Annotated in this window: 21 protein-coding genes; 15 read left to right on the top strand and 6 right to left on the bottom strand. The window is 56.1% G+C overall.

Going from position 1 to position 22,656, the window contains the following annotated elements; all coding sequences use genetic code 11:
* The first annotated feature begins 85 nt into the window (after positions 1 to 85).
* The 6 genes from CR155_RS09630 (at position 86) to CR155_RS09605 (ending at position 6,351) form a co-directional block, all read left to right on the top strand.
* Positions 86 to 862, top strand: coding sequence for a ferredoxin--NADP reductase (locus tag CR155_RS09630; protein ID WP_102069806.1), 777 nt, complete (start codon positions 86 to 88; stop codon positions 860 to 862).
* 89 nt (positions 863 to 951) lie between these two features.
* Positions 952 to 1,338: a Rid family detoxifying hydrolase gene (locus CR155_RS09625; RefSeq protein WP_102069805.1), complete on the top strand. Its 387-nt coding sequence runs from the start codon at positions 952 to 954 to the stop codon at positions 1,336 to 1,338.
* The gene (gene recG, locus CR155_RS09620; protein ID WP_255399230.1) at positions 1,335 to 3,443 is read left to right on the top strand and encodes an ATP-dependent DNA helicase RecG; all 2,109 of its coding nucleotides are present in this window, start codon (positions 1,335 to 1,337) and stop codon (positions 3,441 to 3,443) included. The genes CR155_RS09625 and recG overlap by 4 nt, the downstream gene beginning before the upstream one ends.
* Before the next feature lie 34 nt (positions 3,444 to 3,477).
* Complete coding sequence (locus CR155_RS09615; protein WP_102069804.1) at positions 3,478 to 4,434, top strand: LysR substrate-binding domain-containing protein; 957 nt, start codon at positions 3,478 to 3,480, stop codon at positions 4,432 to 4,434.
* A 95-nt stretch (positions 4,435 to 4,529) separates the two neighbouring features.
* Positions 4,530 to 5,051: a Dps family protein gene (locus CR155_RS09610; RefSeq protein WP_304528515.1), complete on the top strand. Its 522-nt coding sequence runs from the start codon at positions 4,530 to 4,532 to the stop codon at positions 5,049 to 5,051.
* Between the two features lie 178 nt (positions 5,052 to 5,229).
* The gene (locus CR155_RS09605; protein WP_102069803.1) at positions 5,230 to 6,351 is read left to right on the top strand and encodes a branched-chain amino acid ABC transporter substrate-binding protein; all 1,122 of its coding nucleotides are present in this window, start codon (positions 5,230 to 5,232) and stop codon (positions 6,349 to 6,351) included.
* Between the two features lie 89 nt (positions 6,352 to 6,440).
* Here the strand turns inward: CR155_RS09605 and CR155_RS09600 are convergent, their stop codons facing one another.
* The 4 genes from CR155_RS09600 to ugpB form a co-directional block, all read right to left on the bottom strand.
* On the bottom strand, positions 6,441 to 7,526 hold the full coding sequence (locus CR155_RS09600) for a sn-glycerol-3-phosphate import ATP-binding protein UgpC (RefSeq protein ID WP_102069802.1): 1,086 nt from the start codon (positions 7,524 to 7,526) through the stop codon (positions 6,441 to 6,443).
* 70 nt (positions 7,527 to 7,596) lie between these two features.
* Positions 7,597 to 8,439 carry a sn-glycerol-3-phosphate ABC transporter permease UgpE gene (gene ugpE / locus CR155_RS09595; protein WP_102069801.1) on the bottom strand — a complete coding sequence of 281 codons (843 nt, stop codon included), beginning with the start codon at positions 8,437 to 8,439 and terminating at the stop codon, positions 7,597 to 7,599.
* 31 nt (positions 8,440 to 8,470) lie between these two features.
* Positions 8,471 to 9,352 carry a sn-glycerol-3-phosphate ABC transporter permease UgpA gene (gene ugpA / locus CR155_RS09590; protein WP_102069800.1) on the bottom strand — a complete coding sequence of 294 codons (882 nt, stop codon included), beginning with the start codon at positions 9,350 to 9,352 and terminating at the stop codon, positions 8,471 to 8,473.
* A 144-nt stretch (positions 9,353 to 9,496) separates the two neighbouring features.
* Entirely contained in the window at positions 9,497 to 10,804 is a 1,308-nt protein-coding gene (ugpB, locus tag CR155_RS09585) for a sn-glycerol-3-phosphate ABC transporter substrate-binding protein UgpB (protein ID WP_102069799.1), read from the bottom strand.
* A 165-nt stretch (positions 10,805 to 10,969) separates the two neighbouring features.
* Here ugpB and proC point away from each other — a divergent pair, with 165 nt between their 5' ends.
* The 6 genes from proC (at position 10,970) to CR155_RS09555 (ending at position 16,989) form a co-directional block, all read left to right on the top strand.
* Positions 10,970 to 11,803, top strand: a complete 834-nt coding sequence (gene proC / locus CR155_RS09580; RefSeq protein WP_102069798.1) for a pyrroline-5-carboxylate reductase — start codon at positions 10,970 to 10,972, stop codon at positions 11,801 to 11,803.
* A gap of 339 nt (positions 11,804 to 12,142) precedes the next feature.
* Complete coding sequence (locus tag CR155_RS09575; RefSeq protein WP_102069797.1) at positions 12,143 to 13,264, top strand: high-affinity branched-chain amino acid ABC transporter substrate-binding protein; 1,122 nt, start codon at positions 12,143 to 12,145, stop codon at positions 13,262 to 13,264.
* A gap of 103 nt (positions 13,265 to 13,367) precedes the next feature.
* Positions 13,368 to 14,294 carry a high-affinity branched-chain amino acid ABC transporter permease LivH gene (gene livH / locus CR155_RS09570; RefSeq protein WP_102069796.1) on the top strand — a complete coding sequence of 309 codons (927 nt, stop codon included), beginning with the start codon at positions 13,368 to 13,370 and terminating at the stop codon, positions 14,292 to 14,294.
* Positions 14,294 to 15,523, top strand: coding sequence for a high-affinity branched-chain amino acid ABC transporter permease LivM (locus tag CR155_RS09565; RefSeq protein ID WP_102069795.1), 1,230 nt, complete (start codon positions 14,294 to 14,296; stop codon positions 15,521 to 15,523). The genes livH and CR155_RS09565 overlap by 1 nt, the downstream gene beginning before the upstream one ends.
* Positions 15,520 to 16,287, top strand: a complete 768-nt coding sequence (gene livG, locus CR155_RS09560; RefSeq protein ID WP_102069794.1) for a high-affinity branched-chain amino acid ABC transporter ATP-binding protein LivG — start codon at positions 15,520 to 15,522, stop codon at positions 16,285 to 16,287. The genes CR155_RS09565 and livG overlap by 4 nt, the downstream gene beginning before the upstream one ends.
* Positions 16,288 to 16,989, top strand: coding sequence for an ABC transporter ATP-binding protein (locus CR155_RS09555; RefSeq protein WP_102069793.1), 702 nt, complete (start codon positions 16,288 to 16,290; stop codon positions 16,987 to 16,989).
* 34 nt (positions 16,990 to 17,023) lie between these two features.
* Here the strand turns inward: CR155_RS09555 and CR155_RS09550 are convergent, their stop codons facing one another.
* Positions 17,024 to 17,632: a glutathione S-transferase family protein gene (locus CR155_RS09550; protein ID WP_102069792.1), complete on the bottom strand. Its 609-nt coding sequence runs from the start codon at positions 17,630 to 17,632 to the stop codon at positions 17,024 to 17,026.
* A 72-nt stretch (positions 17,633 to 17,704) separates the two neighbouring features.
* Positions 17,705 to 19,552 carry an alpha/beta hydrolase family protein gene (locus tag CR155_RS09545; RefSeq protein WP_199171719.1) on the bottom strand — a complete coding sequence of 616 codons (1,848 nt, stop codon included), beginning with the start codon at positions 19,550 to 19,552 and terminating at the stop codon, positions 17,705 to 17,707.
* A gap of 101 nt (positions 19,553 to 19,653) precedes the next feature.
* Here CR155_RS09545 and CR155_RS09540 point away from each other — a divergent pair, with 101 nt between their 5' ends.
* From CR155_RS09540 to CR155_RS09530, 3 genes are read left to right on the top strand one after another with little or no spacing between them, the layout of a single operon-like run.
* On the top strand, positions 19,654 to 20,637 hold the full coding sequence (locus CR155_RS09540; RefSeq protein ID WP_199171718.1) for a D-2-hydroxyacid dehydrogenase: 984 nt from the start codon (positions 19,654 to 19,656) through the stop codon (positions 20,635 to 20,637).
* Positions 20,638 to 20,681: 44 nt separating this feature from the next.
* Positions 20,682 to 21,854, top strand: coding sequence for a glycerate kinase (locus CR155_RS09535; protein ID WP_102069791.1), 1,173 nt, complete (start codon positions 20,682 to 20,684; stop codon positions 21,852 to 21,854).
* Positions 21,851 to 22,630, top strand: a complete 780-nt coding sequence (locus CR155_RS09530) for an SDR family oxidoreductase (protein ID WP_102069790.1) — start codon at positions 21,851 to 21,853, stop codon at positions 22,628 to 22,630. The genes CR155_RS09535 and CR155_RS09530 overlap by 4 nt, the downstream gene beginning before the upstream one ends.
* The last annotated feature ends 26 nt before the right edge of the window (positions 22,631 to 22,656 follow it).

The following is a 22,656-nucleotide window of genomic DNA, read 5'->3' as shown; positions in this document are numbered from 1 at the left end:
TATCCTTGATGTATCACGGGTTTTCGGCGTGCGCTTAGACCGGCACGCTAAAATCGGGCCTTCTAGAACTTATTTACACAATCAAATGGCAGCCTTTAATACAGAGCAGGTTCTTAACGTACGTCATTGGAACGATACGTTATTTTCCTTTACCACCACGCGCGACCCGGCCCTGCGTTTCCATAATGGCCACTTCGTCATGTTGGGTCTCGAGGTTAACGGCAAGCCGCTGATGCGTGCCTATAGTATCGCCAGTGCCAACTACGAAGAGAATCTCGAGTTTCTCAGCATAAAGGTTCAAGACGGTCCGCTGACATCGCGTCTGCAACACTTGAAACAGGGCGACACCATACTGGTCAGCAAAAAACCGGTCGGCACACTGGTCGTCGATGACCTCAAGCCGGGCAAGCATCTTTATCTGTTTGCTACGGGCACCGGACTTGCCCCGTTCATGAGCATCATCAAGGATCCCGATGTCTATGAGCGCTTCGAAAAAGTCATTCTTTTGCATGGGGTTCGGTTCCAAACCGAACTGGCGTATTCGGACTATATCCAGAACGAATTGCCCAAGAATGAATATTTCGGGGATATCGTCCGCGAAAAGCTCATTTACTATCCAACCGTAACCCGCGAACCGTTTCGTAACCAGGGTCGCATCACCGACATGGTCGAGTCCGGCAAGCTCTTCGCCGACATCGGACTTCCCCCGCTTGATCCCCAGACCGATCGCGCCATGCTTTGCGGCAGTCCCCACATGTTGGCTGACATCAGCGCCATGCTGGACAAGCGCGGCTTCAAGGTGTCCAGTGGGGTCGGGCAGCCGGGCGACTATGTAATAGAACGGGCATTCGTGGAAAAATAGGCGCCTGGGTCGCAAGGGGGCTTGTTAATTCAAGCTATAGATGATTACACTCTGATAGTTGTTTTATTGACTTTACAGAGAGCGAACTCATGGCCAAGCAAATTATCCATACTGATGCGGCGCCGGCTGCTGTCGGACCGTATTCGCAGGCGGTTGCTGCGGGTCCCGGTAAAACGGTGTTCTTGTCGGGGCAAATAGGGCTCGAACCCGGTACCGGGGAACTGGTTTCGGAAAACTTCGAAGGGCAGGTACGTCAGTCATTCGCCAACATGCAGGCGGTTATTGAGGCAGCCGGCGGGTCTTTGGAACATATCGTCAAGCTTACCCTGTTCCTGACCGATCTCAGCAAGTTTGCCAGCGCCAATTCCATCATGGCGGATATCATTCCACAGCCATTCCCGGCGCGCTCCACAATAGGGGTTGCCAGCCTGCCCAAGGGGGCCCAGTTCGAGGTTGAAGCGATTATCGTCATTTGATCGAACAATCCGGGGTCGTTGTCGTGGCCGCATCTGCCACCAAAGCGGTTGCATCGAGGCACGTTGCAACGGGTCCAGGCTCGTTGCTCGAACGCAAACTATGGCGTCTGGGCTTGCGGGACCCTGCTGATTTCATCGTGCATCTTCCTTTACGCTATGAAGACGAAACCCACATTACACCGATCATGTCGGCGTATCCGGGCGCGGCCGCTCAGGTCGAAGGAGAAGTGAAACGCAGCGAGGTGCAGTTCCGTCCGCGTCGGCAACTCGTAGCTGTCGTTGAGGACGATACTGGCTCGCTGGTTTTACGCTGGTTGAATTTCTACCCCAACCAGCAAAAGCAGGTCGCTGCAGGGAAGCGTATACGCGCTCGTGGCGAGGTGCGTGGCGGTTTTGGCGGCTACGAGATGGTTCACCCCAGAATCACGGCGGCCGATACGCCACTGCCGCAGGCGCTAACGCCAGTCTATCCGACCACTGATGGTCTGTCCCAGGTCAGTCTGCGCAAGGCAATAGACCAGGCCCTGGCGCGTGCCGATTTGTCCGACACCTTGCCGTCCGAAATACGTGACCGCTACCATCTTATGCCGTTCGATCAGGCCATTCGGGTATTGCATCATCCCTCTCCCGACATCTCTTACAGTCAATTGATTGAACGGGGGCATCCAGCCTGGACCCGTATCAAGTTCGACGAATTGCTGGCCCAACAGATATCGTTGGCAGCAGCGCGCGCGGCGCGCCGACGTCAACGGGCACGGGCGCTCAAGGACGATCGCGCGGGGTTGACGCAAGCATTGCGAGCCAGCCTTCCGTTTGCGCTGACCACAGCGCAGGAACGGGTCATCATGGAAATAGTCGGCGACCTGTCCCGCTCGTTTCCCATGCACCGCTTGCTGCAGGGAGACGTGGGCAGCGGCAAGACCATCGTGGCGGCGTTTGCCGCGGCAAGGGCAATTTCCAGCCAGAGCCAGGTTGCCATCATGGCACCGACCGAGCTGCTGGCGGAACAACATTTTCAGAAACTGGTGAGTTGGCTCGAGCCTTTGGGCGTTACCGTCACTTGGCTGACTGGTAGCCTGTCGAGCAAAGCGCGCAAAGTGGCTATTGAATCGATCGAGTCCGGCAAGGCGCAGTTGGTGGTTGGCACCCAGGCCCTGATCCAGGACAAGGTCAATTTTTCCAATCTGGGCCTCGTAATTCTGGATGAGCAGCATCGTTTCGGGGTAGGTCAGAGGCTGGATTTGAGCCGCAAGGGTGAAGAATCTGAAGGTAGTCTGGACATGATTCCGCATCAACTGAGCATGAGCGCGACCCCGATCCCGCGGACCCTCGCCATGACCTTTTTCGCGGATCTGGATGTTTCAGTCATCGATGAACTTCCACCTGGGCGAAGTCCGGTGTTGACCAAGCTGGTTTCCGATGCGCGGCGCGACGAGGTGTTGAGTCATGTCATCACTGAAGTAAGAGGCGGCAGCCAGGCATATTGGGTATGTCCCCTGGTTGAGGAAAGTGAAGCCCTGCAGTTGCAAACAGCTGTGGATACCCACGCCAGGTTGGTACTGGCGTTGTCGGGAATGCGGGTGGGGTTGGTGCATGGACGCCTGCCTGCGTCCGAAAAACAGCAGGTCATGCAGGATTTTCGGATCGGCTCCATTGACTTGCTGGTGGCGACGACCGTCATCGAGGTCGGCGTCGACGTGCCCAATGCATCCCTGATGGTTATCGAGCACGCCGAGCGCTTTGGCCTTGCGCAGCTGCATCAGCTACGTGGGCGGGTGGGGCGGGGCAGCCGACAGTCAGTTTGTGTGCTGATGTACCAGTCGCCTTTGTCGGCCGTGGCACGGCAGCGACTGCGCGCCATGTACGAGACCGCCGATGGCTTCGAGATTGCCCGGCGCGATCTTGAACAGCGTGGCCCCGGGGAATTCCTGGGCGTCCGTCAGTCCGGCCAGGAACTCCTGCGTTTTGCGAGCATCGATACCGACGCCCTGATCGCTGAACGTGCAAGGGAGGCCGCAGGCGAGCTGCGCGACCGTTACCCGGAACACGCACGCGCTCACCTGGACCGGTGGATGCGGGGCAGACAGGACTTTTTACGCAGCTAGCCCAGCGTGAACCTTATTTAGATCGAGATATGCAATGACCTTGACCGAATTGAAGTACATCGTGGCTGTAGCGCGTGAGCGGCACTTTGGCAGGGCTGCCGAAGCTTGTTTCGTCAGCCAGCCGACACTGTCGGTCGCTATACGCAAACTGGAAGACGAGCTTGGAGTGGTGCTCTTCGAACGTGGGGGCACAGAGGTAAGCGTCACTCCTATCGGATTGCGTGTGGTTGCGCAAGCTCAGCGCGTGCTTGAAGAAGGGGCAAATTTGCGTGAAATCGCAAGGCAGGGCCATGATCCCCTTGCCGGGCCATTGCGGGTAGGAGTGATACACACGATAGGGCCGTACCTTTTGCCACGCCTGGTGCCGACCCAGATTACCGCCACGCCCCAGATGCCGCTGCTGTTGCAAGAGAACTTCACAGCCCGCCTTCTGGAACTCCTGCGGCAGGGTGAAATCGACTGCGCCATTGTCGCCTTGCCCTTGCCGGAGTCCGGCTTGGTGGTGCACCCTCTATACGATGAACCATTCGTGGTGGCAGTGCCCAAGAATCATCCCTGGACGGCACAGAAAGAAATCGATGCGCGCACACTGAAAAATGAGACCATGCTTCTGCTTGGCACAGGGCATTGTTTTCGCGACCAGGTGCTCGAGGTCTGTCCGGAGCTCTCGCGTTTCTCGGCGTCCAGTGAGGGGATTCAGCGCACGTTCGAAGGCTCCTCACTCGAAACCATACGACACATGGTCGCAGCCGGCATCGGCGTGACCGTATTGCCAGCCAGTGCGCTTTCCATGCCGGGCCTGGAGAATAATTTGCTTGCCTATATTCCCTTCAAGAAGCCGGTGCCCGACAGGCGCGTCGTACTGGTATGGCGTAAAAGCTTTCCGCGGCCTGCGGCCATAGAAGCACTCAGCGATGCAATCCGCGCGTGCAAGCTGCCCGGTGTCAACTACCTCGATACGGCAATGACGCCAACGTCCAGCGTCGCATGATAAGTGGCATTTTCACTGCGTCAGCCCCCCGATTTTTGATTTCGACGTGGTATCCTTGAACTGGAATATTCAATGAGCATCACTTGGAGGTCAGTATGGCTAAACCGGCGAAGCTGGACAACAAAACAGACAAAATGAGTGACAAGGGTTTACCGATCGATATTGGTATTTCCGACAAGGACCGATCAGTCGTGGCAGGCGAGCTCTCTAAAATGTTGGCTGATTCGTACACGCTATATCTGATGACCCACAACTTTCACTGGAATGTCACCGGACCTCTGTTCAATACGCTGCACACGATGTTCATGACGCAATATACCGAAGAATGGCAAGCACTCGACGCCATTGCCGAGCGCATCCGGGCACTGGGGCACTACGCCCCGGGCACCTATGCGCAGTATGCCGAACTTTCTTCAATCAGCGAACCGTCCAACGTTCCGTCTGCCGAAGAGATGATACATCTGCTCGTCAGGGGAAACGAAGCCGTGGCAAAGACGGCAAGGGCCGCGTTCAAAAAAGCCGATAACGCCGACGATCAACCTACTGCCGATCTGCTGACACAACGCCTTGATATCCATGAAAAAAATGCCTGGATGTTGCGAAGCCTGCTGCAATAGGTAATTCACGCCTTTACAACCCGCTTTCAAAGCGGGTTTTCTTTTGGCGGCGCAGCGCCTGTGCCCGTCCTGACCGATACCCGCGGTGAACTCAAACCATAGAGGAAACCCTGTGCGGGATCATGCCCGGTCACCAGTTTTTAGGTGTATGCTTTCCCGCGTACCTTGAGGAGGCTATATGAAAATCCGTTTTACTCCAGTTGCCGCCGCCATAGGCTTTGCGACAGGCATGCTGCTTACGTCGGGCGCCATGGCCGATACGATCAAAATAGCCATTGCCGGCCCGTTTACCGGTCCGGTCACCCAATATGGAGCGATGGTCAAACAGGGCGTTGATACTGCCATAGAACAAATCAATGCAGCGGGCGGAGTGCTCGGCAAGCAGCTTGAGGCCGTTTCCATCGATGATGGTTGCGAACCCAAGCAGGGTCCCGTTGTTGCCAACCGGGTTGTAAACGACGAAATAAATTATGTGGTCGGGCACGTGTGCTCGGGCGCCACCATCGCGGCGACGAACGTCTACAACACTGAAGGCGTCCTGATGGTTACTCCCTCGGCAACGGCGCCGGGCGTCACCGACGGCAAGAACTACGACATGATATTCCGCACCATAGGACGGGATGATCAACAAGGTCCTGCAGCCGCCAAGTTCATCATCGATCAGATCAAACCCAAGAACGTCGCCATCATTCATGACAAGCAGTCGTATGGTCAAGGCATCGCCAGCTCGGTGAAAAGCGAGCTTGAAAAAGCCGGTATCAAGGTTGCCTTTTTTGAAGGGATCAATGCTGGCGATACCGATTATTCAGCCATCATAACCAAGCTAAAAAGCACAGGCGCCGACTTCGTCTACTACGGTGGCTACCATCCAGAGATGGGCCTGTTGTTGCGGCAAGGGGCCGAGCAGGGCCTGAAAGTGAAATTCATGGGGCCTGAAGGCGTCGGCAACCCGGACATCAATGCCATCGCGGGTGCCGCTGTCGAGGGCATGCTATTGACCCTTCCGGCCGATTTCACCCAGGACCCTTCCAATGCAGGCATCGTAAAGGCGTTCAAAGATAAAAAACGCGATCCCGGTGGTGCTTTCCAGCTAACCGCCTATTCGGCAACAAAAGCCATTGCTGATGGTATAAAGGGCGCAGGCGTCGACGACCCCGTCAAAGTAGCCGCTTACCTGCATGCTAATACCGTCGCCACGCCGATCGGAAAAATTTCCTGGAACAAGCAGGGCGATCTCACCGAGTTCAAGTTCGATATCTTTACCTGGCATAAAGACGGCAGCAAGACGGTGTACAAGTAAGTCAATACGGCAGTCACAACAAGGGCGCCTGCTGGCGCCCTTGTCGTTTCCGGCCATCGGGATAGCCGCAAGAAGGTTATCGTGCTGGGTTAGTCGACAATCCGCCGACCTGTCGTCATATCGAACCAGTGCAGCGGATGCACACCATCAGACCCGACCTGAACCGTCTCATCCAGTTGCAATGGAAAATCCTTGGTCAGCCCGACCGGGCAACGCAGTACGATGGGCGTATCACCATGCCGGCCATGTATCAATTGCTCTGATCCCAGAATTTCCACCATTTCGACGTTTATCGCCATTCCCGGCGCATGCAGCTTCATGTGCTCTGGGCGCATTCCCATGATGACCTTCTGATTTGCCAGAGCAGCAGGAACCGATGCCGCATCGATCTGAAGCAAGGCGCCGTTTTCATCCTTGACATGACAGTGCTCATCGACGTGTACCGGGATCAGGTTCATCGGCGGCGAACCGATGAAGCTGGCGACAAAAATCGACGCAGGTTTTTCAAATACTTCGATTGGCGTGCCTATCTGTTCGGATACGCCTTTGTTCATGACGACCATACGTTGAGCCAGGGTCATTGCCTCGACTTGATCGTGCGTGACATACAGGCTCGTGGTCTTCAGGCGAGAGTGCAGCTTCTGGATTTCCAGGCGCATTTGCACGCGCAATTTGGCATCCAGGTTGGACAATGGCTCGTCAAAGAGAAATACCTTGGGGTCGCGAACGATGGCGCGACCCATTGCGACACGCTGCCGTTGTCCGCCTGACAATTGGCGCGGCCGGCGATCGAGCAGCAGCGAGAGCTCCAGTATCTTGGCAGCCCTGTCTACACGGGCCTGGATCTCCTGCTTGCTGAATTTGCGAATCTTCAGGCCGTAGGCCATGTTCTCGAAAACCGTCATATGCGGATAGAGCGCATAATTCTGGAACACCATGGCGATATCGCGCTCCGCGGGTTCCAGCTTATTCACCACTTTACCGTCAATGCTGATTTCGCCGCCCGTAACGCTTTCCAGTCCCGCGACCATGCGCATCAGAGTCGATTTGCCGCAGCCCGAGGGACCGACGATAACAATGAATTCACCATCCGCAACGTCCATGTTGATGCCATGTATGACGGCTATATCGCCCGGATAAGTCTTTGTTACGTCGCGGAAACTGAGTGTGGCCATATAGTTCATTCCAAAATCGGTGTGCCGGGCAATGCGGGCGGGGTTCTATCTTCCTTATGGGACGCAGCGCTTATTTTTCGGCGTCGACCAGGCCTTTCACAAACCATTTCTGCATGAAGATCACCACTGCGGCGGGTGGGATCATGGCCAGCAAGGCGGTGGCCATGACCAGATTCCATTCAGTCACGCTGTCGCCGCCAGCAATCATTCGCTTGATGCCTATGACTACCGGATACATGTCTTCCTGCGTGGTCATGATCAGTGGCCATAAGTATTGGTTCCAGCCGTAAATGAACTGGATGACGAACAACGCCGCAATACTGGTTCGTGACAAGGGAAGTAATACATCCTTGAAGAACCGCATGGGTCCTGCTCCATCAATGCGCGCAGCCTCGATCAATTCGTCAGGTACGGTCAGGAAGAACTGGCGGAACAAGAAGGTGGCCGTAGCGGATGCAATAAGCGGCAAGGTCAGTCCGGCGTAGGAGTTAAGCATCCCCAGGTCGGCGACCACTTTGTAGGTGGGCGCAATCCGAACTTCTACCGGCAGCATCAATGTGACAAAGATCATCCAGAAAAAGAACATCCGGAAGCGGAAACGAAAGTAGACGACGGCAAACGCCGACAACATGGAGATCACTATCTTGCCGATGGCAATGGTTAGCGCCATCACCGTGCTGACCCACATCATTCTTGCGACGGGCGGTGTGTTTGCACCATCGCCGAACAGTACGGCGCTGTAGTTTTCAAGGAAATGGCTGCCGGGCAGGAGCGACATGGGAGCCTGTGCGACTTCCTGTGCCGTTTGCGTAGACGCGACAACTGTGACATACAAAGGGAAAGCGATAATCACCACACCAATGATGAGAATGATGTGGGACAGGATATCCAGGTAAGGACGACGTTCAATCATGTGTGGCCTTGCCAGCAAGGTGTCAGGGGTGTCAGTAATTGACTTTGCGGTCAACGTAGCGGAACTGCACGACCGTGAGCAGTATGACGATCATCATGAGGATGACCGATTGCGCCGCGGACGAACCAATGTCCAGCCCTTTGAATCCCGCGTTGTACACCTTGTAGACAAGAATCGATGTGCTGTCCCCAGGTCCGCCCTGGGTCATTATGTCGATAATGGCGAAGGTATCGAAAAACGCGTAAATCACGTTAACGACCAGCAGGAAAAATGTGGTTGGCGATAGCAATGGGAAAACAATAGTCCAGAACCGGCGTACAGGGCTGGCGCCATCAATGGCGGCCGCTTCGATCAATGAACGGGGAATCGACTGCAGCCCGGCGAGGAAAAATAGAAAATTGTAGGAGATTTGTTTCCAGACCGACGCCATCACCACCAGTACCATGGCATCGTTTCCGTCCAGGCGCGGGTTCCAGCCGATTCCCGCTTGCGCCATGTACACGGCCAGCGTGCCTACGGAAGGCGAAAACAGGAAAAGCCACAACACGCCTGCAACCGCGGCGGCCACGGCGTAGGGCCATATCAGTAACGTCTTGTAGATGCCGGCTCCGCGCACGACCCGGTTGGCGATGACCGCCAGCAGCAGCGAGACGGTCAAGCCAAGCACGGCAACCAATAGTGAAAAAATCGAGGTGACCTTGAAGGAATCAAGGTAGTTGTCGTTGGCGAACAGTTCGGCAAAATTGCTCAAGCCTACGAATTGCGAAGACAAGCCGAATGGATCTTCGAGACGGAAAGACTGCCATACGGCTTGGCCCGCGGGAAGGAAAAAGAAAACGATAGTGATGGCCAATTGCGGCGCCAGCAACAAATAGGGCAGAGTCTTATGGCTGAAAACGACGCGTTTTTCCATAGGGGGGAATCTTATATAGCCATCGCTTTCCGCCGTGGGCCGGGCCGCTGGCGAGGGTGAAAAAAAGGGGTGCCATAGTGGCACATATGCAAACTGCGAGCGCCACCATTGGGCGCTCGCGATGGCGATTTTAGTACAAAGTCCTTACTTGACGCTTTTCTCGAATCGCTCCAGCAGTTCGTTGCCACGTTTCACCATATTGGCAAGACCCGTTTCGGGGGTGACTGAACCCGAGAAGATTTTTTCCATTTCACCGTCTTCAATCTCGCGGATCTGCGGCAGATACCCAAGGCGTATGCCACGTGAGTTTTCAGTCGTGGTGGCATCCAGTTGCTTCACTGCTACGTCAGAACCCGGATTCTTGGCATAGAAACCCGATTTTTCGGTCAGTTCGAACCCGGCCTTGGTAACCGGTACATAGCCTGTGCCCTGGTGCCATTGTGCTGCCTTTTCAGGACTGGATATGAATTTGAAGAACTTGGTCACACCCTTGTAGGTTTCCGGGGATTTTTTAGCGAATACCCACAATGAAGCCCCGCCAATGATCGTGTTCTGCGGTGCGCCTTTCACGTCGGCGTAGTACGGCAGCGAAGACGTACCGAACTCAAACTTGCCTGTCTTGATGATGTTGGCTCGGTTACCGCTGGATCCGGTGAACATGGCGCATTTGCCCGATGTGAACAAGGAGTTCGGTGCATCGCCGCGACCGCCATAGGTGAAGCTGCCTTCCTTGGACATCTTTGCCAGTTCGGTCATGTGGCGCAGGAACAGCGGATTTGTTATTTCAAGGCGTGCATCCAACCCGCCGAAACCGTTGTCTTTGGATGCGTATGGCGTGTTGTGCCATGCCCCGAACGTTTCAAGCTGGATCCAGGCAGGCCACGAAGTGGTGTATCCACACTCCAGACCGGCGGCGCGCACTTTTTTTCCCGCTTCAGCAACTTCCTTCCATGTCTTTGGTGGCTTTTCAGGATCAAGGCCGGCCTTCTTGAAGGCGTCTTTGTTGTAATAGAAAACGGGTGTGGAACTGTTGAACGGCATGGAGACGAGCTTTCCGTCAGGTGCCGAATAGTAGCTGGCGACAGCGCCAAGGAAGTCGGCCGGATTGATCGGGTCGCCGGCCTTCTCGGACATTTCCTGGACGGGCTGGATGGCACCTTTTGCGTACATCATGGTGGCCGTGCCAACCTCGAAGACTTGCAGGATGTCGGGAGCATTGCCGGCGCGGAATGCGGCAATGCCGGCGTTCATCGATTCACCGTAGGTGCCTTTGTATACGGCGTTGATAACGTAGTCGGATTGGCTTTTATTGAACTCGTCCACCAGTCCGTTGACCCGATCGCCCAAGGCGCCTTCCATCGAGTGCCAGAAATTGATAGTCGTCGCAGCATTGGCGCTGCCCATGGCGGCGATTGCGCCCGCAATCGATACTGCTAACAGCTTTGCTCGCATGAGTTTTTCTCCTTGAATTTCCTGGCCAATTTATTGGTCGTGACCGGGTACGGCGGGTAGTCTATGACATGTTTGTTACCTTGGCGTGACTGTAACGATGTTGAGATGGTCAGGTCAATGTAAATATGCCCAGCCAGATCTCGAAAATCGTACAATATGCACCCTATGACTAAAGAACTCACTATTGCATTCGTAGGCGGGGGCAATATGGCTACCGCCCTGGGGGCTGGACTTATCGGAAAGCGCTGCGGCGCCCACGATGTGCACGTCATCGATACCAATGGCGCCGTCCTGGATCGCTGGTCGCAGCAGGGTGTTTCGGTCGCCGCCGCGCCCGATGACACGCTTGCCACGCGTCGTGTCTGGATCTTCGCCGTCAAGCCACAGGGGATGCGCGAGGCGGTGGAGAGCTGTCGACCTTTCCTGCAGGAAGATACGCTCATCATCAGTATTGCCGCAGGCATAGCCGGTACTTCCATAGCGCGATGGCTGGGCACCGAATTGCGTCCATATACGCGCATCATCCGCTGTATGCCTAATACCCCCGCGCTCATTGGCGCTGGCGCCAGCGGCCTGATGGCGATGGATGGCGTCAACGACGACGACAAGGTAATGGCGCAGCAGTTGCTGCGGGCGGTAGGCGATACGGTATGGGTTGACGACGACCACGACATCGATGTGGTCACGTCCTTGTCGGGCAGCGGTCCCGCTTATGTCTTCCTGTTTCTCGATGCCTTGATACAAGGTGGTGTCAGCCAGGGGCTATCCGAAGACAAGGCGCGGACCCTGGCGCTGGCGACTCTGACCGGATCGACCCAGTTGGCCGCGTTGTCACACGAAAGTCTGGCGGTGCTCCGTGAGCGCGTCACTTCCAAGGGCGGAACTACCGCCGCCGCGGTCGCGGTATTGGAAGATCGACAGTTTTTCGACACTATCCAGTCGGCAATGCGGGCAGCCGCCACCCGGGCCGCCGAATTATCAAACGAATTTTCAAAATGAATCGTGGTGCGTCCACGCGGTTTGTGCGCATGATCGGATAGCAGTTTTTTTGTCGCAGCGCTGGCCATGGGGCTGATCGTAGTGGCAATGTGCCAGCGCGCTATCCGATCAACCGGTGGTCAACACAGGGTGCTCTCTCTTATCCGGGCGAGCACCGGATCCAAGGGGTTTTGAATTTCCGGCGGTAAGGGCTTATCCGTAGTGACATCGGGATGATGAAACGGCAGAATACGCTAGCCGTTCGAGGCGGAAGCTAAACATCATGGCTGGCCGTATTTGGTAGTTGTCTTCCAAACATGAAGACGAAGTACGGCAGGCTGAACCCGGAGATCTGTAGGCATGAAGTTCATAAAAAGAGTTACACCATTCGTGGTGGCCATCAGCGCCATGGCATTTGCCGGTAGCGTTCACGCCGCTGATACGATCAAGATCGGTATCCCTCAGCCCATGACCGGTCCCGCGACGCAGTACGGCGACCAGATCCAGGCGGGTGCCCTGACAGCCATCGAAGCCATCAATGCCGCTGGCGGCGTCAAGGGCATGAAGCTTGAGCCCCTCCTGATCGACGACGGTTGCGAACCCAAGCAAGCGGTGCCGGCAGCCAACCGGGTCATCAATTCAGGCGCCAAGTTCGCTGTTGCCCATGCCTGCTCGGGCACCACCGTTCCAGCCGTGAATGTGTACGAGCAGGAGGGCATAGTCGCCATCACTCCGGGAGCCACATCGCCCCTGGTTACCGACACGATCAAGCCGCATTACTTCTTCCGCACCATAGGTCGCGACGATCAGCAGGGTCCATTTGCCGCCGGCTATATTGCCAAGCAGCTCAAACCCAAATCCGTGGCTATCTTGCACGACAAGCAAACCTACGGTTCGGGCGTGGCAAGTCAGGTCCGCGACAGCCTTGCCAAGGACAACGTCAACGTTGCCTTTTTTGAAGGCATCAACGTTGGCGATAGCGACTATTCCGCCGTCATTACAAAACTCAAGTCGCTCAATCCCGACCTTATCTATTTCGGGGGCTACCATGCGGAACTGGGCCTCTTGTTACGCCAGGCGCGTGAACAAGGCCTCAAGACGCAGTTCATGGGTCCGGAAGGCGTTGCCAACAAAGACCTGGTGGCCATTGCCGGCCCTGCCATCGATGGACTGCTGGTCACCTTGCCAGCCGACTTCACCAAGCTTCCCGGCAACGAAAAAGTGCTCGAACACTTCAAGACGGCCAAACGTAGTCCCGACGGCGCATTCACACTTACTGCCTATGCAGCAGTTCAAATCCTGGCCGACAGTATCAATGCCGTGGGCACCGACCCGGCCAAAGTGGCCGACTACATGCACGCCAATCCGTTCAATACTGCTATCGGTAAGGTGGAATACGACGCAAAGGGCGACCTTAAAAAGTTCGAGTTTGCCGTCTTCAAGTGGGATAAGACTGGCAACATGGAGCAGCTGAAGTTCTAATTGCCGTACTCTGTGCTCCAGCCCTTTCTGGGCTGGAGCATTTCTTTTCTTCCTCGGCCGGCGGGTGCACTATTTCCCGCTGACGCATCGGAATACCGGTTTTATGTCTGAACTTCTTCCCCAGCTTACGCAGCAGCTATTCAACGGGCTGTCGCTCGGCGCAATTTACGCGCTTATCGCCATTGGCTACACCATGGTCTATGGCATTATCGGCATGATCAATTTCGCTCACGGCGAAATCTACATGATCGGCGCCTATGTCGGCCTGGTCACGCTTTCGGCCATTGGCGTCAACAGTGGCCTGCCGTTGCCGGTCATTATCCTTATCATGCTGATCATCGCGGTACTGGTCACCGGCGTCTACGGATATGCAATCGAGAAAGTCGCCTACGCGCCGCTGCGCGGGGGACCACGCCTGGTGCCGCTGATATCAGCCATCGGGATGTCCATCTTTCTTCAAAACTGGGTTGCAATCGGCCAGGGCGCCCGCGATATGGCGGTACCGGCGCTCGTCACCGGCTCGGTGCAGTTCAAGCTGGGAACCGATTTCATCATTACGGCACCGTATTCGCGCATCATGATCATTGTGGTCACCGTGGTGCTGATGGTTGCGCTTTCCCTCTTCATCAAATACTCGCGCATAGGTCGCGCATCGCGTGCGTGTTCGCAGGACTTGCGCATGGCAAATTTGCTGGGTATCGACACCAACCGCATCATTTCATTCACGTTCATCATAGGCGCCATGCTGGCGGCCGTGGGCGGTGTGCTCATCGCGCTGGCCATTGGCAAACTCAACCCCTTCATCGGTTTTCTAGCCGGCATCAAGGCCTTTACCGCCGCGGTATTGGGCGGTATCGGCAGCATTCCCGGCGCCATGCTCGGTGGGGTGTTGCTGGGCCTGGCTGAAACCTTCGCAGCGGCTTATATCTCGTCGCAGTACAAGGATATTGTCGCTTTCGGCTTGCTGGTCTTCATCTTGCTGTTCCGCCCGACCGGCTTGTTGGGTAAACCCGAAGTGGAAAAAGTGTAATGGGTAACAACATAAAAAATGCGCTGATCGCGGCCTTCATGGCTGGCGTCATCATCGCGCCTGTATTCGGACTGCAAATCGCCCGCGTGGGGATGCAAACGCATCTGGAACCGGACTGGAACATTATCCTAGTCGGCATGGCCATAGTGTTCGTGTTCCAACTCGTACTGCGGCCTTTCTTCGCCCGGCTGTTTGCCAAGAAGGCCGTGAAACGGGCGCTTCCGGTGCTTTCCGACTCAGCCAGGCGCGGACTCATTTTCTTGCTGGTTTCGATTGCCATCATATTTCCATTCTTTACCGGAAGAGCCCAGGTCGATATCGCCACGTTGGTGCTTATCTATATCATGCTCGGCCTGGGCCTGAATATCGTGGTGGGCTTCGCTGGTTTGCTTGACCTTGGATTCGTGGGGTTCTATGCCGTCGGTGCATACACCTACGCCTTGTTGTTTCACTGGGCCGGCTGGGGATTTTGGCAGGCTTTGCCGCTGGCCGGCGCAATGGCGGCCTTGTTCGGCTTTGTGTTGGGTTTTCCGGTGCTGCGATTGCGTGGTGATTATCTGGCCATCGTTACATTGGGGTTCGGTGAAATCATCCGATTGCTATTGATCAATCTGTATGGGCTGACAGGTGGGCCTGACGGAATTTCCGGCATTCCGAAACCCACCGTTTTCGGTTTTCCCATGGCCCGGCGGGCGCCCGAAGGGCAGACCACGTTCCATGACTTGGTCGGGTGGGAATTCGCCACCCAGGATGTCATCGTGTTTTTGTACCTGATGGCTCTGGCCCTCGCCTTGCTGGCCCTGTTCGTATCCAATCGGGTGATACGCATGCCCATAGGCCGAGCTTGGGAAGCCTTGCGCGAAGACGAAATTGCCTGCCGGTCGCTAGGCTTGAATCCAACCCGCGTCAAGCTCTCCGCATTCACGATGGGCGCCATGTTCGCAGGTCTGGGCGGAGCCTTCTTTGCTGCCCGCCAAGGGCTGGTGAATCCGGAATCGTTCACCTTCATGGAGTCCGCGCTTATTCTGGCCATCGTCGTGTTGGGTGGCATGGGTTCTCAGGTTGGCGTGATTCTCGCCGCTATCGTGCTCACCGTCGTGCCGGAAATAGCGCGTGAGTTTGCAGAATACCGGATGTTGATATTTGGACTGGTAATGGTTTTGATGATGATGTGGCGTCCGCAGGGGTTATTGCCGGTCAAGCGCCCCCATGTGGAGCTGAAGGTATGACCGATGTACTTCTTGAGGTATCTGAGTTGACCATGCGATTCGGCGGCCTGCTGGCCGTGGATCAGGTGGCGTTCCAGGTGAAGCGCGACGAAGTGTTCGCGATCATTGGACCGAACGGCGCTGGCAAGACCACCGTTTTCAACTGCGTAGGCGGGTTTTATAAACCGTCATCAGGCAATATCATGATGGACGGCAAGCCGATTACCGGCTTGCCCAGCCACAAGGTCGCGCAGCAGGGGCTGGTGCGGACATTCCAAAACGTTCGGCTGTTCAAGAATCTTACGGTGCTCGAGAATCTGCTGGTGGCGCAGCATACGCGGATCCAGACCGGCCTGCTGCATGGCTTGCTTAAATTGCCATCTTATCGCCGGTCCGAAGATGAGGCATTGCAGCGCGCCGGCGACTGGCTGGATTTCATGGGTATCCGGCAGTACGCCAATCGGGAAGCGGGGAATCTTGCCTACGGTCATCAACGACGATTAGAGATCGCACGATGCATGATCACCAAGCCCCGGCTGCTGATGCTGGACGAACCGGCTGCGGGCCTCAATCCTCAGGAAAAACGCGAGCTCCAGCAGCTCATAGACCAGTTGCGCAAGGAATTCGACGTGGCCGTCTTGCTGATCGAGCACGATATGAGCCTGGTCATGGGCGTATCGGACCGCATCATGGTTATGGAAAACGGCAGGCCGATCACTACCGGGCTGCCTGCTGAGGTTCGTTGTGACCCTCGTGTCATCAAAGCGTATCTGGGGGAAGAATAAGTGCTTAAGCTCCAAAATATACATACTTACTATGGTGCCATCCAAGCGCTTAACGATGTCTCGGTCGAAGTCAACAAGGGCGAGATCGTAACCTTGATCGGCGCCAATGGCGCAGGCAAAACCACATTGCTCATGACTGTTTGTGGGTCGCCGCGCGCACGCAGCGGTTCGGTGTTCTTCGAAAATGAAGACATCACTCAGGCTGAAACCCACACCATCATGCGGCGGGGCATCGCCATTTCGCCGGAGGGCCGTCGCGTCTTTCCGGAACTCACAGTGGCCGAGAACCTGAAAATGGGCGGTTTTTTCCTGCGTTCCAGGGAAATCGACGAGGGTGTCGATCATGTATATACTTTGTTCCCGCGATTGAAAGAGCGCTCCAATCAACGAGCAGGGACCATGTCGGGCGGCGAGCAGCAAATGCTGGCTATCGGACGGGCGCTGATGACCAAGCCCAAGTTGTTGTTACTCGACGAACCGACGCTGGGGCTGGCACCCCTGATCATTACTCAGATATTCAATATCATTCGCACGATCAGGGATCAGGGTGTCACGGTATTTCTCGTAGAACAGAACGCCAATAAAGCATTGCAGGTTGCTGATAGAGGCTATGTGCTGGAAACCGGCAAAGTCGTGCTGGCCGATACCGGTGCCAATCTATTGGTCAACGATGAGGTTCGCAAGGCTTACCTGGGCGCTTAAGCAAGGCTTGCGACTGACCGGCTTTGGCCCGCTGCTATGACAAGCCCTGTGCACTTAATGCCCTGCGGACGCCCGGATCGTTGTCCATGCGGGTCGCGAATGCCTGCAAGTTTTTCATATTGCCGATGTCCACGTTTTTCGCATGGGCCCAGCGCAATACCGTGTAAAGGTAAGGGTCGACGATAGACCTTTTCCCTGTTACCCATTGCTTGCCTTCCAGCTGTTTGTCCATGACACCGAATAGTTGTACCAGTTTTGCCGCGGTCCTGGCGACGAGTTGATGCTGGAAGTCAGCATTATCTGTGTAATAACCGACACCAAATATCAGAGCGAATGTGCGGTGCAGATCTGCATTGCAGAATCCCAGCCAGCGGCGGGTGTCGGCTTTTTCACGCAGGCTGTCTGGCATCAGGGCCGTCTCGGGGTGGAGCTCTGCCAGGTACTCAAGAATGGCGCCGCTCTGTGTCAGAACAAAATCCCCATCCTCAAGGACAGGAACAGCGCCCAATGGATTCAATGCCAGAAAGGGCGCCTGCTTGATTTCGTCGCGTCCAACGGGCTGCGCTTCGTACGGCTTGCCTATCCATTCGAGTACGATATGAGAAGCCAAAGGACATGCGCCGGGCAAGTAATATAACTTCATTGTGACAAGACTCCGTGCAAGTTGGGCGCTTTGGGTGAGCGCCACGGTAAGGGTTCGAGTAGAAGGATCAGGTCACCGAGGGTCCAGATGTTGTCGAAGAAAGGCTTCCATGGCTTCGTAGAACTCGAATTTGTTCTCATCGTTATGGAAACCATGGCCTTCGTTATCCTTGACCATATATTCAACCTCTACGCCCCTTGAGCGCAAGGCCGCGACCATTTGGTCGCTTTCGGCTTTATTGACCCGCGGGTCATGGGCTCCCTGGGCAATGAACAAGGGTGTTTTGATTTTGTCGGCTTTGAGCGCTGGTGAGGTTGCCTCGAGCCGCTCGCGATCGACAACCGGATCGCCCACCATGCTGTGCATTTTGGTCAGCATCGGTTTCCAGTAGGACGGTATTGTGTTCATGAAGGTAAGCAGGTTGGCCACCCCTACGTAATCGACCGCTGCCGCGTATAGATCGGGTGTCGAGGCAATACCGGCCAGGGTGGCATAGCCGCCATAACTACCGCCATAGATGGCGATGCGCGCCGGATCGGCAATGCCCCGCTTGATAAGCCATTGCACTCCGTCGGTGATGTCGTCTTGCATTTTTAAGCCCCATTGTCCGAAGCTGGCTTCCCAGAACTTGCGGCCATAGCCGGTCGAACCCCGGAAGTTCATTTGCAATACGCAATAACCACGATTCGCCAGAAACTGGGCTTCGGCGTTGAAACCCCAGCTGTCCCGAAGCCATGGTCCGCCATGCGGATTGATGATGCACGGCAATTTTTCTGACCTGCGGCCCACTGGCAGCGTCAGGTAGCCGTGGATGGTGAGGCCATCGCGTGATTGATACGTCACGGGTTGCACGGTTGCCATATCTTCTTCAGGCAGCGCCGGGTTGATGTCGGCCAACTTGTCCAGCGTGTCCTTCTCTGCGTCATAGATATAACGGCTGCCCGGTGTACGGTCGTTATAGGCCGCCACGATGAACTTCATTTCATCGCGTGTGCCGCTTTGAAGCGCGATTTCGTATCCAGGCAACTTTGCCCATATGCGGGCGTGGCGCTGTGCGCTGAGGTCGTCAAAGAAGTGGTACTTCGGCTTGTCAGTCTGGTATGTCGCTACAGTAAGGACCTGTCGCAAACGTGAATAGCCTGCGCCATCCAGGTCAACTCCCGCCACCTCGAAGACCAGTTCTTCGTTATCCGGATGTGCCGGATCGATAATCACCAGTGCGAGACAGTCGCGTCCGCGGTTGCTTAGCGAATAAAGCTTTTTATTGTCGAAGGTGAAAAACTCCGGACTAACGACAGTGCGGAAGTTGGTGGAAAGAATAGGCCGAAACGGCTCGGTCTCGTTGTCGCGGTATAGCAGGGTGCTATCCAGTCCGTTACTGGCAATAGCGGCTCGTACCTTTCCTTGGTGATCGGTTTGCCAGCCTATGATATTTCCCGGATTCTGGGCGACCAGCAGCAGTTGTCCAGTACGTATGTTTGCCCTGTAGACGTCGAATACTTCCGGATCGCGCTGGTTATGGCTGATCAGGACGTGGTCGGGATCGTCGGGCAAGTCGTCTTCGATGCTCGCGCGCACACCCGCAAACGGCGTGAGGTCGGTTAGCTTTCCGGTTCGCGTGTCGACGGTCAGAATGTGAAAGTTTTCATCGCCTTTGAAGTCTTTTTCATAGATGATGGTGTCTGTGCCTTTCCAGAAATACTGGCTGATGTCGCGTTCGGTTTCGTGAGTCAGTTGTCTGGGCGCACCGACCGGTGTGCTGCCATCCAAGTCTTGAACAAAAACGTTCATTCGCGGGGCGTGGTCGCTTATTGTGACCGGTTCCATGAAGCCCAGCATCGCCCCGTCGTCAGAAATCCGGAAAAAACCTCTTGCCGGGTTGCGAAAGAAATCAGTGATGGGATAAATTCTTGGCGGCATAAAGGATATCCGTTGTTGCGGAACAAAGAGAGATTCCTATTACTATATAGGATAGGCCGCAATGGTGTGACGGCCGTCTTGTATTAGGAATAGGATGTCTTATGACTCAACGCCCCGTGCAAATTGTTTTCCTGGACCGCGAGACCATATCGCCGCGAACCGTCTTGCGGCCTATCGCGTTTGATCACCAGCTCACCATCTATGGCCGTACCAGCCGCGACCAGGTTGCCGAGCGCATTGCGAATGCCGATATCGTCATCACCAACAAGGTGCCTTTGCGACAAGAGGCCATAGAGCAGGCCAGCAACTTGAGAATGGTGGCGGTTGCCGCGACAGGCACCGACAATGTTGATCTCGCTGCCTGCGCGCTCAAGGGTATTGTGGTTTCCAACATACGTGGATACGCCATCAACACGGTACCTGAACATGTGTTTGCACTGATATTCGCATTGCGTCGCAGTATCGTGGCGTATCGCGAATCCGTTAAGGCCGGACGCTGGTACGATGCGCAGCAGTTCTGTTACTTCGATTATCCCATCAAAGACCTGGCCGGCTCGACGCTGGGAATTGTCGGCAATGGCACGTTGGGCAAGGCAGTGGCCCGCATTGCCCAAGCGTTGGGCATGCGTGTCTTGTTCGCGGCCCGCAAGGGTGACGTGCATCCACCCGGCGGCTACACGCCGTTTGACCAGTTCCTGGCTGATAGCGATGTCATTACTCTGCATTGCCCGCTTAACGAGCAAACACGCGACCTCATCAGTACGCGTGAATTTGCCCTGATGCACCGCAAACCTATCCTGATCAACACGGCGCGGGGCGGGCTGGTCAACGAGCAGGCGTTGACCAACGCCATGCGACAGGGTCAGATCAGTGCCGCCGGATTTGATGTGACAGCACCGGAACCACCTGACAATCAAAACGCGCTGATACAGCTGCTGGACTTGCCGAATTTCATACTGACGCCCCATGTAGCCTGGGCCAGCGAGCAGGCCATCCAGGCGCTGGCTGACCAGCTCATCGACAACATCGAGGCCTATCAGCAGGGATCACCCCGTAATGCTGTGACGGCCCCCGCTTCAGCGTAGGTCAAATCGCTCCCACCCGTTTCGTATCGTAAGGTTGTTCCATAATGCGTGTCGTAATTGCTCCTGATTCCTTCAAAGAAAGTCTTAGTGCGTGGGATGTGGCACAAGCCATTGCCGCAGGCGTGCGTGATGCAGAGCCAGAGGCCGACATCATGTGCGTGCCGATGGCCGATGGGGGTGAAGGGTCGCTGGACGCCGTGTTGGCAGCAACATCAGGGGAACGTCGCTGCGCGCGAGTGCGCAACGCCAATGACCAAGTCTGCGAAGCGAGCTGGGCGTGGCTGGGCAATGGCACAGCCTTTATAGAAATGGCTGCGGCGGCAGGCCTGGAACAGATTCCGGCGGCACAGCGCCGACCATTGCAGGCGACCAGTTATGGCGTCGGCCAGTTGATACACCAGGCCCTGGATGCAGGTGCCCGTCATATTGTCCTGGGTCTGGGTGGAAGCGCAAGCAACGATGCGGGTGCGGGCTTGCTTCAGGCACTCGGCGCCAGTCTGCTCGATGACAGCGGTAACGAACTTCCTTTGGGCGGTGCCGCGCTGAAGCGCTTGGCGCGAATAGGGCTTGAAGGTCTCGACAGGCGTTTGAGCGATGTCAGCTTCGAGATTGCCGTCGACGTCGATAACCCGCTGTGCGGACCACGCGGCGCGTCTGCCATTTTTGGACCCCAAAAAGGCGCATCGGCGGACGACGTGGCAGTGCTGGACGACGCGCTTTTGCATTTTGCGCAGATATGTGCGGCGCAACTGGGCAAAGACGAAAAGAATACTCCGGGCATGGGGGCAGCCGGCGGCCTGGGATTTGCAGTGAAAACCTGCTTTGACGCCTCTTTCCGGCCTGGTGTCGAACTTATCGCCGAGCTTTCAGGCCTTGTCGAGGCACTGGATGCCACAGACCTCGTCTTTACCGGCGAGGGTCGCATGGATGCCCAGACCCTTCTGGGCAAAACTCCCGCCGGCGTGGCCAGGTACGCCAGTCGGCTAGGCATTCCCGTCATTGCCATCGCAGGCTCGCTGGGTGAAGGCTACGAAGCTTTGTACGAAATTGGGATCACAGCGGCGTTCAGCCTGGTCCCCGGCCCCATCACGCTGGAGGACGCATGCCAGAACACATCCGCTTTCCTGCGCCAGCGCGCCAGCGATTGTACGCGCTTGTGGTTGGCGGCCAGGCGGTTCAATGAGGCGGCGCAAGTCACCGAGGCGGGCCAGTCATGAGCACGTCTTGTAAACCGGATTTCTCCCTCCAGGGGAAAACCGCCTTGATAACCGGCTCTACCCAAGGCTTGGGACTCGTCATAGCCCGGGCTTATGCCGCGAGCGGTGCACGCATCGTGATCAATGGCCGCGATGGCGATCGCGTCGCGGCCATCGTGCAGGCCCTGACTGCCGAAGGCCACGATGTGCATCCGTACGTGCAGGACATCAGCCGGCTGGAGGAGCAAGAGCTCGCTTTCTCGCAGTTATGCAGGAAGATTGGCACTCCCGATATCCTGGTCAACAATGTCGGCATACGGATACGCAAGGCTTTGGGCGAAGCGACGCTTCGGGATATCGTTGAACTGATCAACGTGGATTTGATCGCCGCCGTGCAAATGTCCAGGCTCGCCGCCGCGGCCATGGCTGACAACCGCATTCAGGGTCGACTCATCACGCTGACATCGATTGCCGGCGAGCTCGCCCGCATGGGCGATGCTATTTACCCCATCGCCAAGCAAGGCTTGTGCGGTTTGATACGAGCGCTTGCTGTGGAATACGGACCCCGCGGCATTACAAGCAACGGAATAGCGCCGGGTACTTTCGCCACAGAATCCAATGCGGCACTGGCGGCTGATCCGGTAAAGGGTCCCATCGTGGTGGGCCGCAATCCACTGGGACGCTGGGCCCGGCCGGACGAAATCGGCGGAGCCGCCGTATTCCTGGCGTCGTCCAGCGCGTCTTATGTGAATGGCCATATCCTTGTGGTTGATGGTGGGTTCTCCGTCACATTCTGATTGTCGTCCTGCTTGACGTATTCCAT

Source organism: Pollutimonas nitritireducens (genome assembly GCF_002849615.1).
Taxonomy (GTDB): domain Bacteria; phylum Pseudomonadota; class Gammaproteobacteria; order Burkholderiales; family Burkholderiaceae_B; genus Pollutimonas; species Pollutimonas nitritireducens.
The sequence above is the reverse complement of the archived record's forward strand: the minus strand, read 5'-3'. Positions and strand labels throughout refer to the sequence as shown.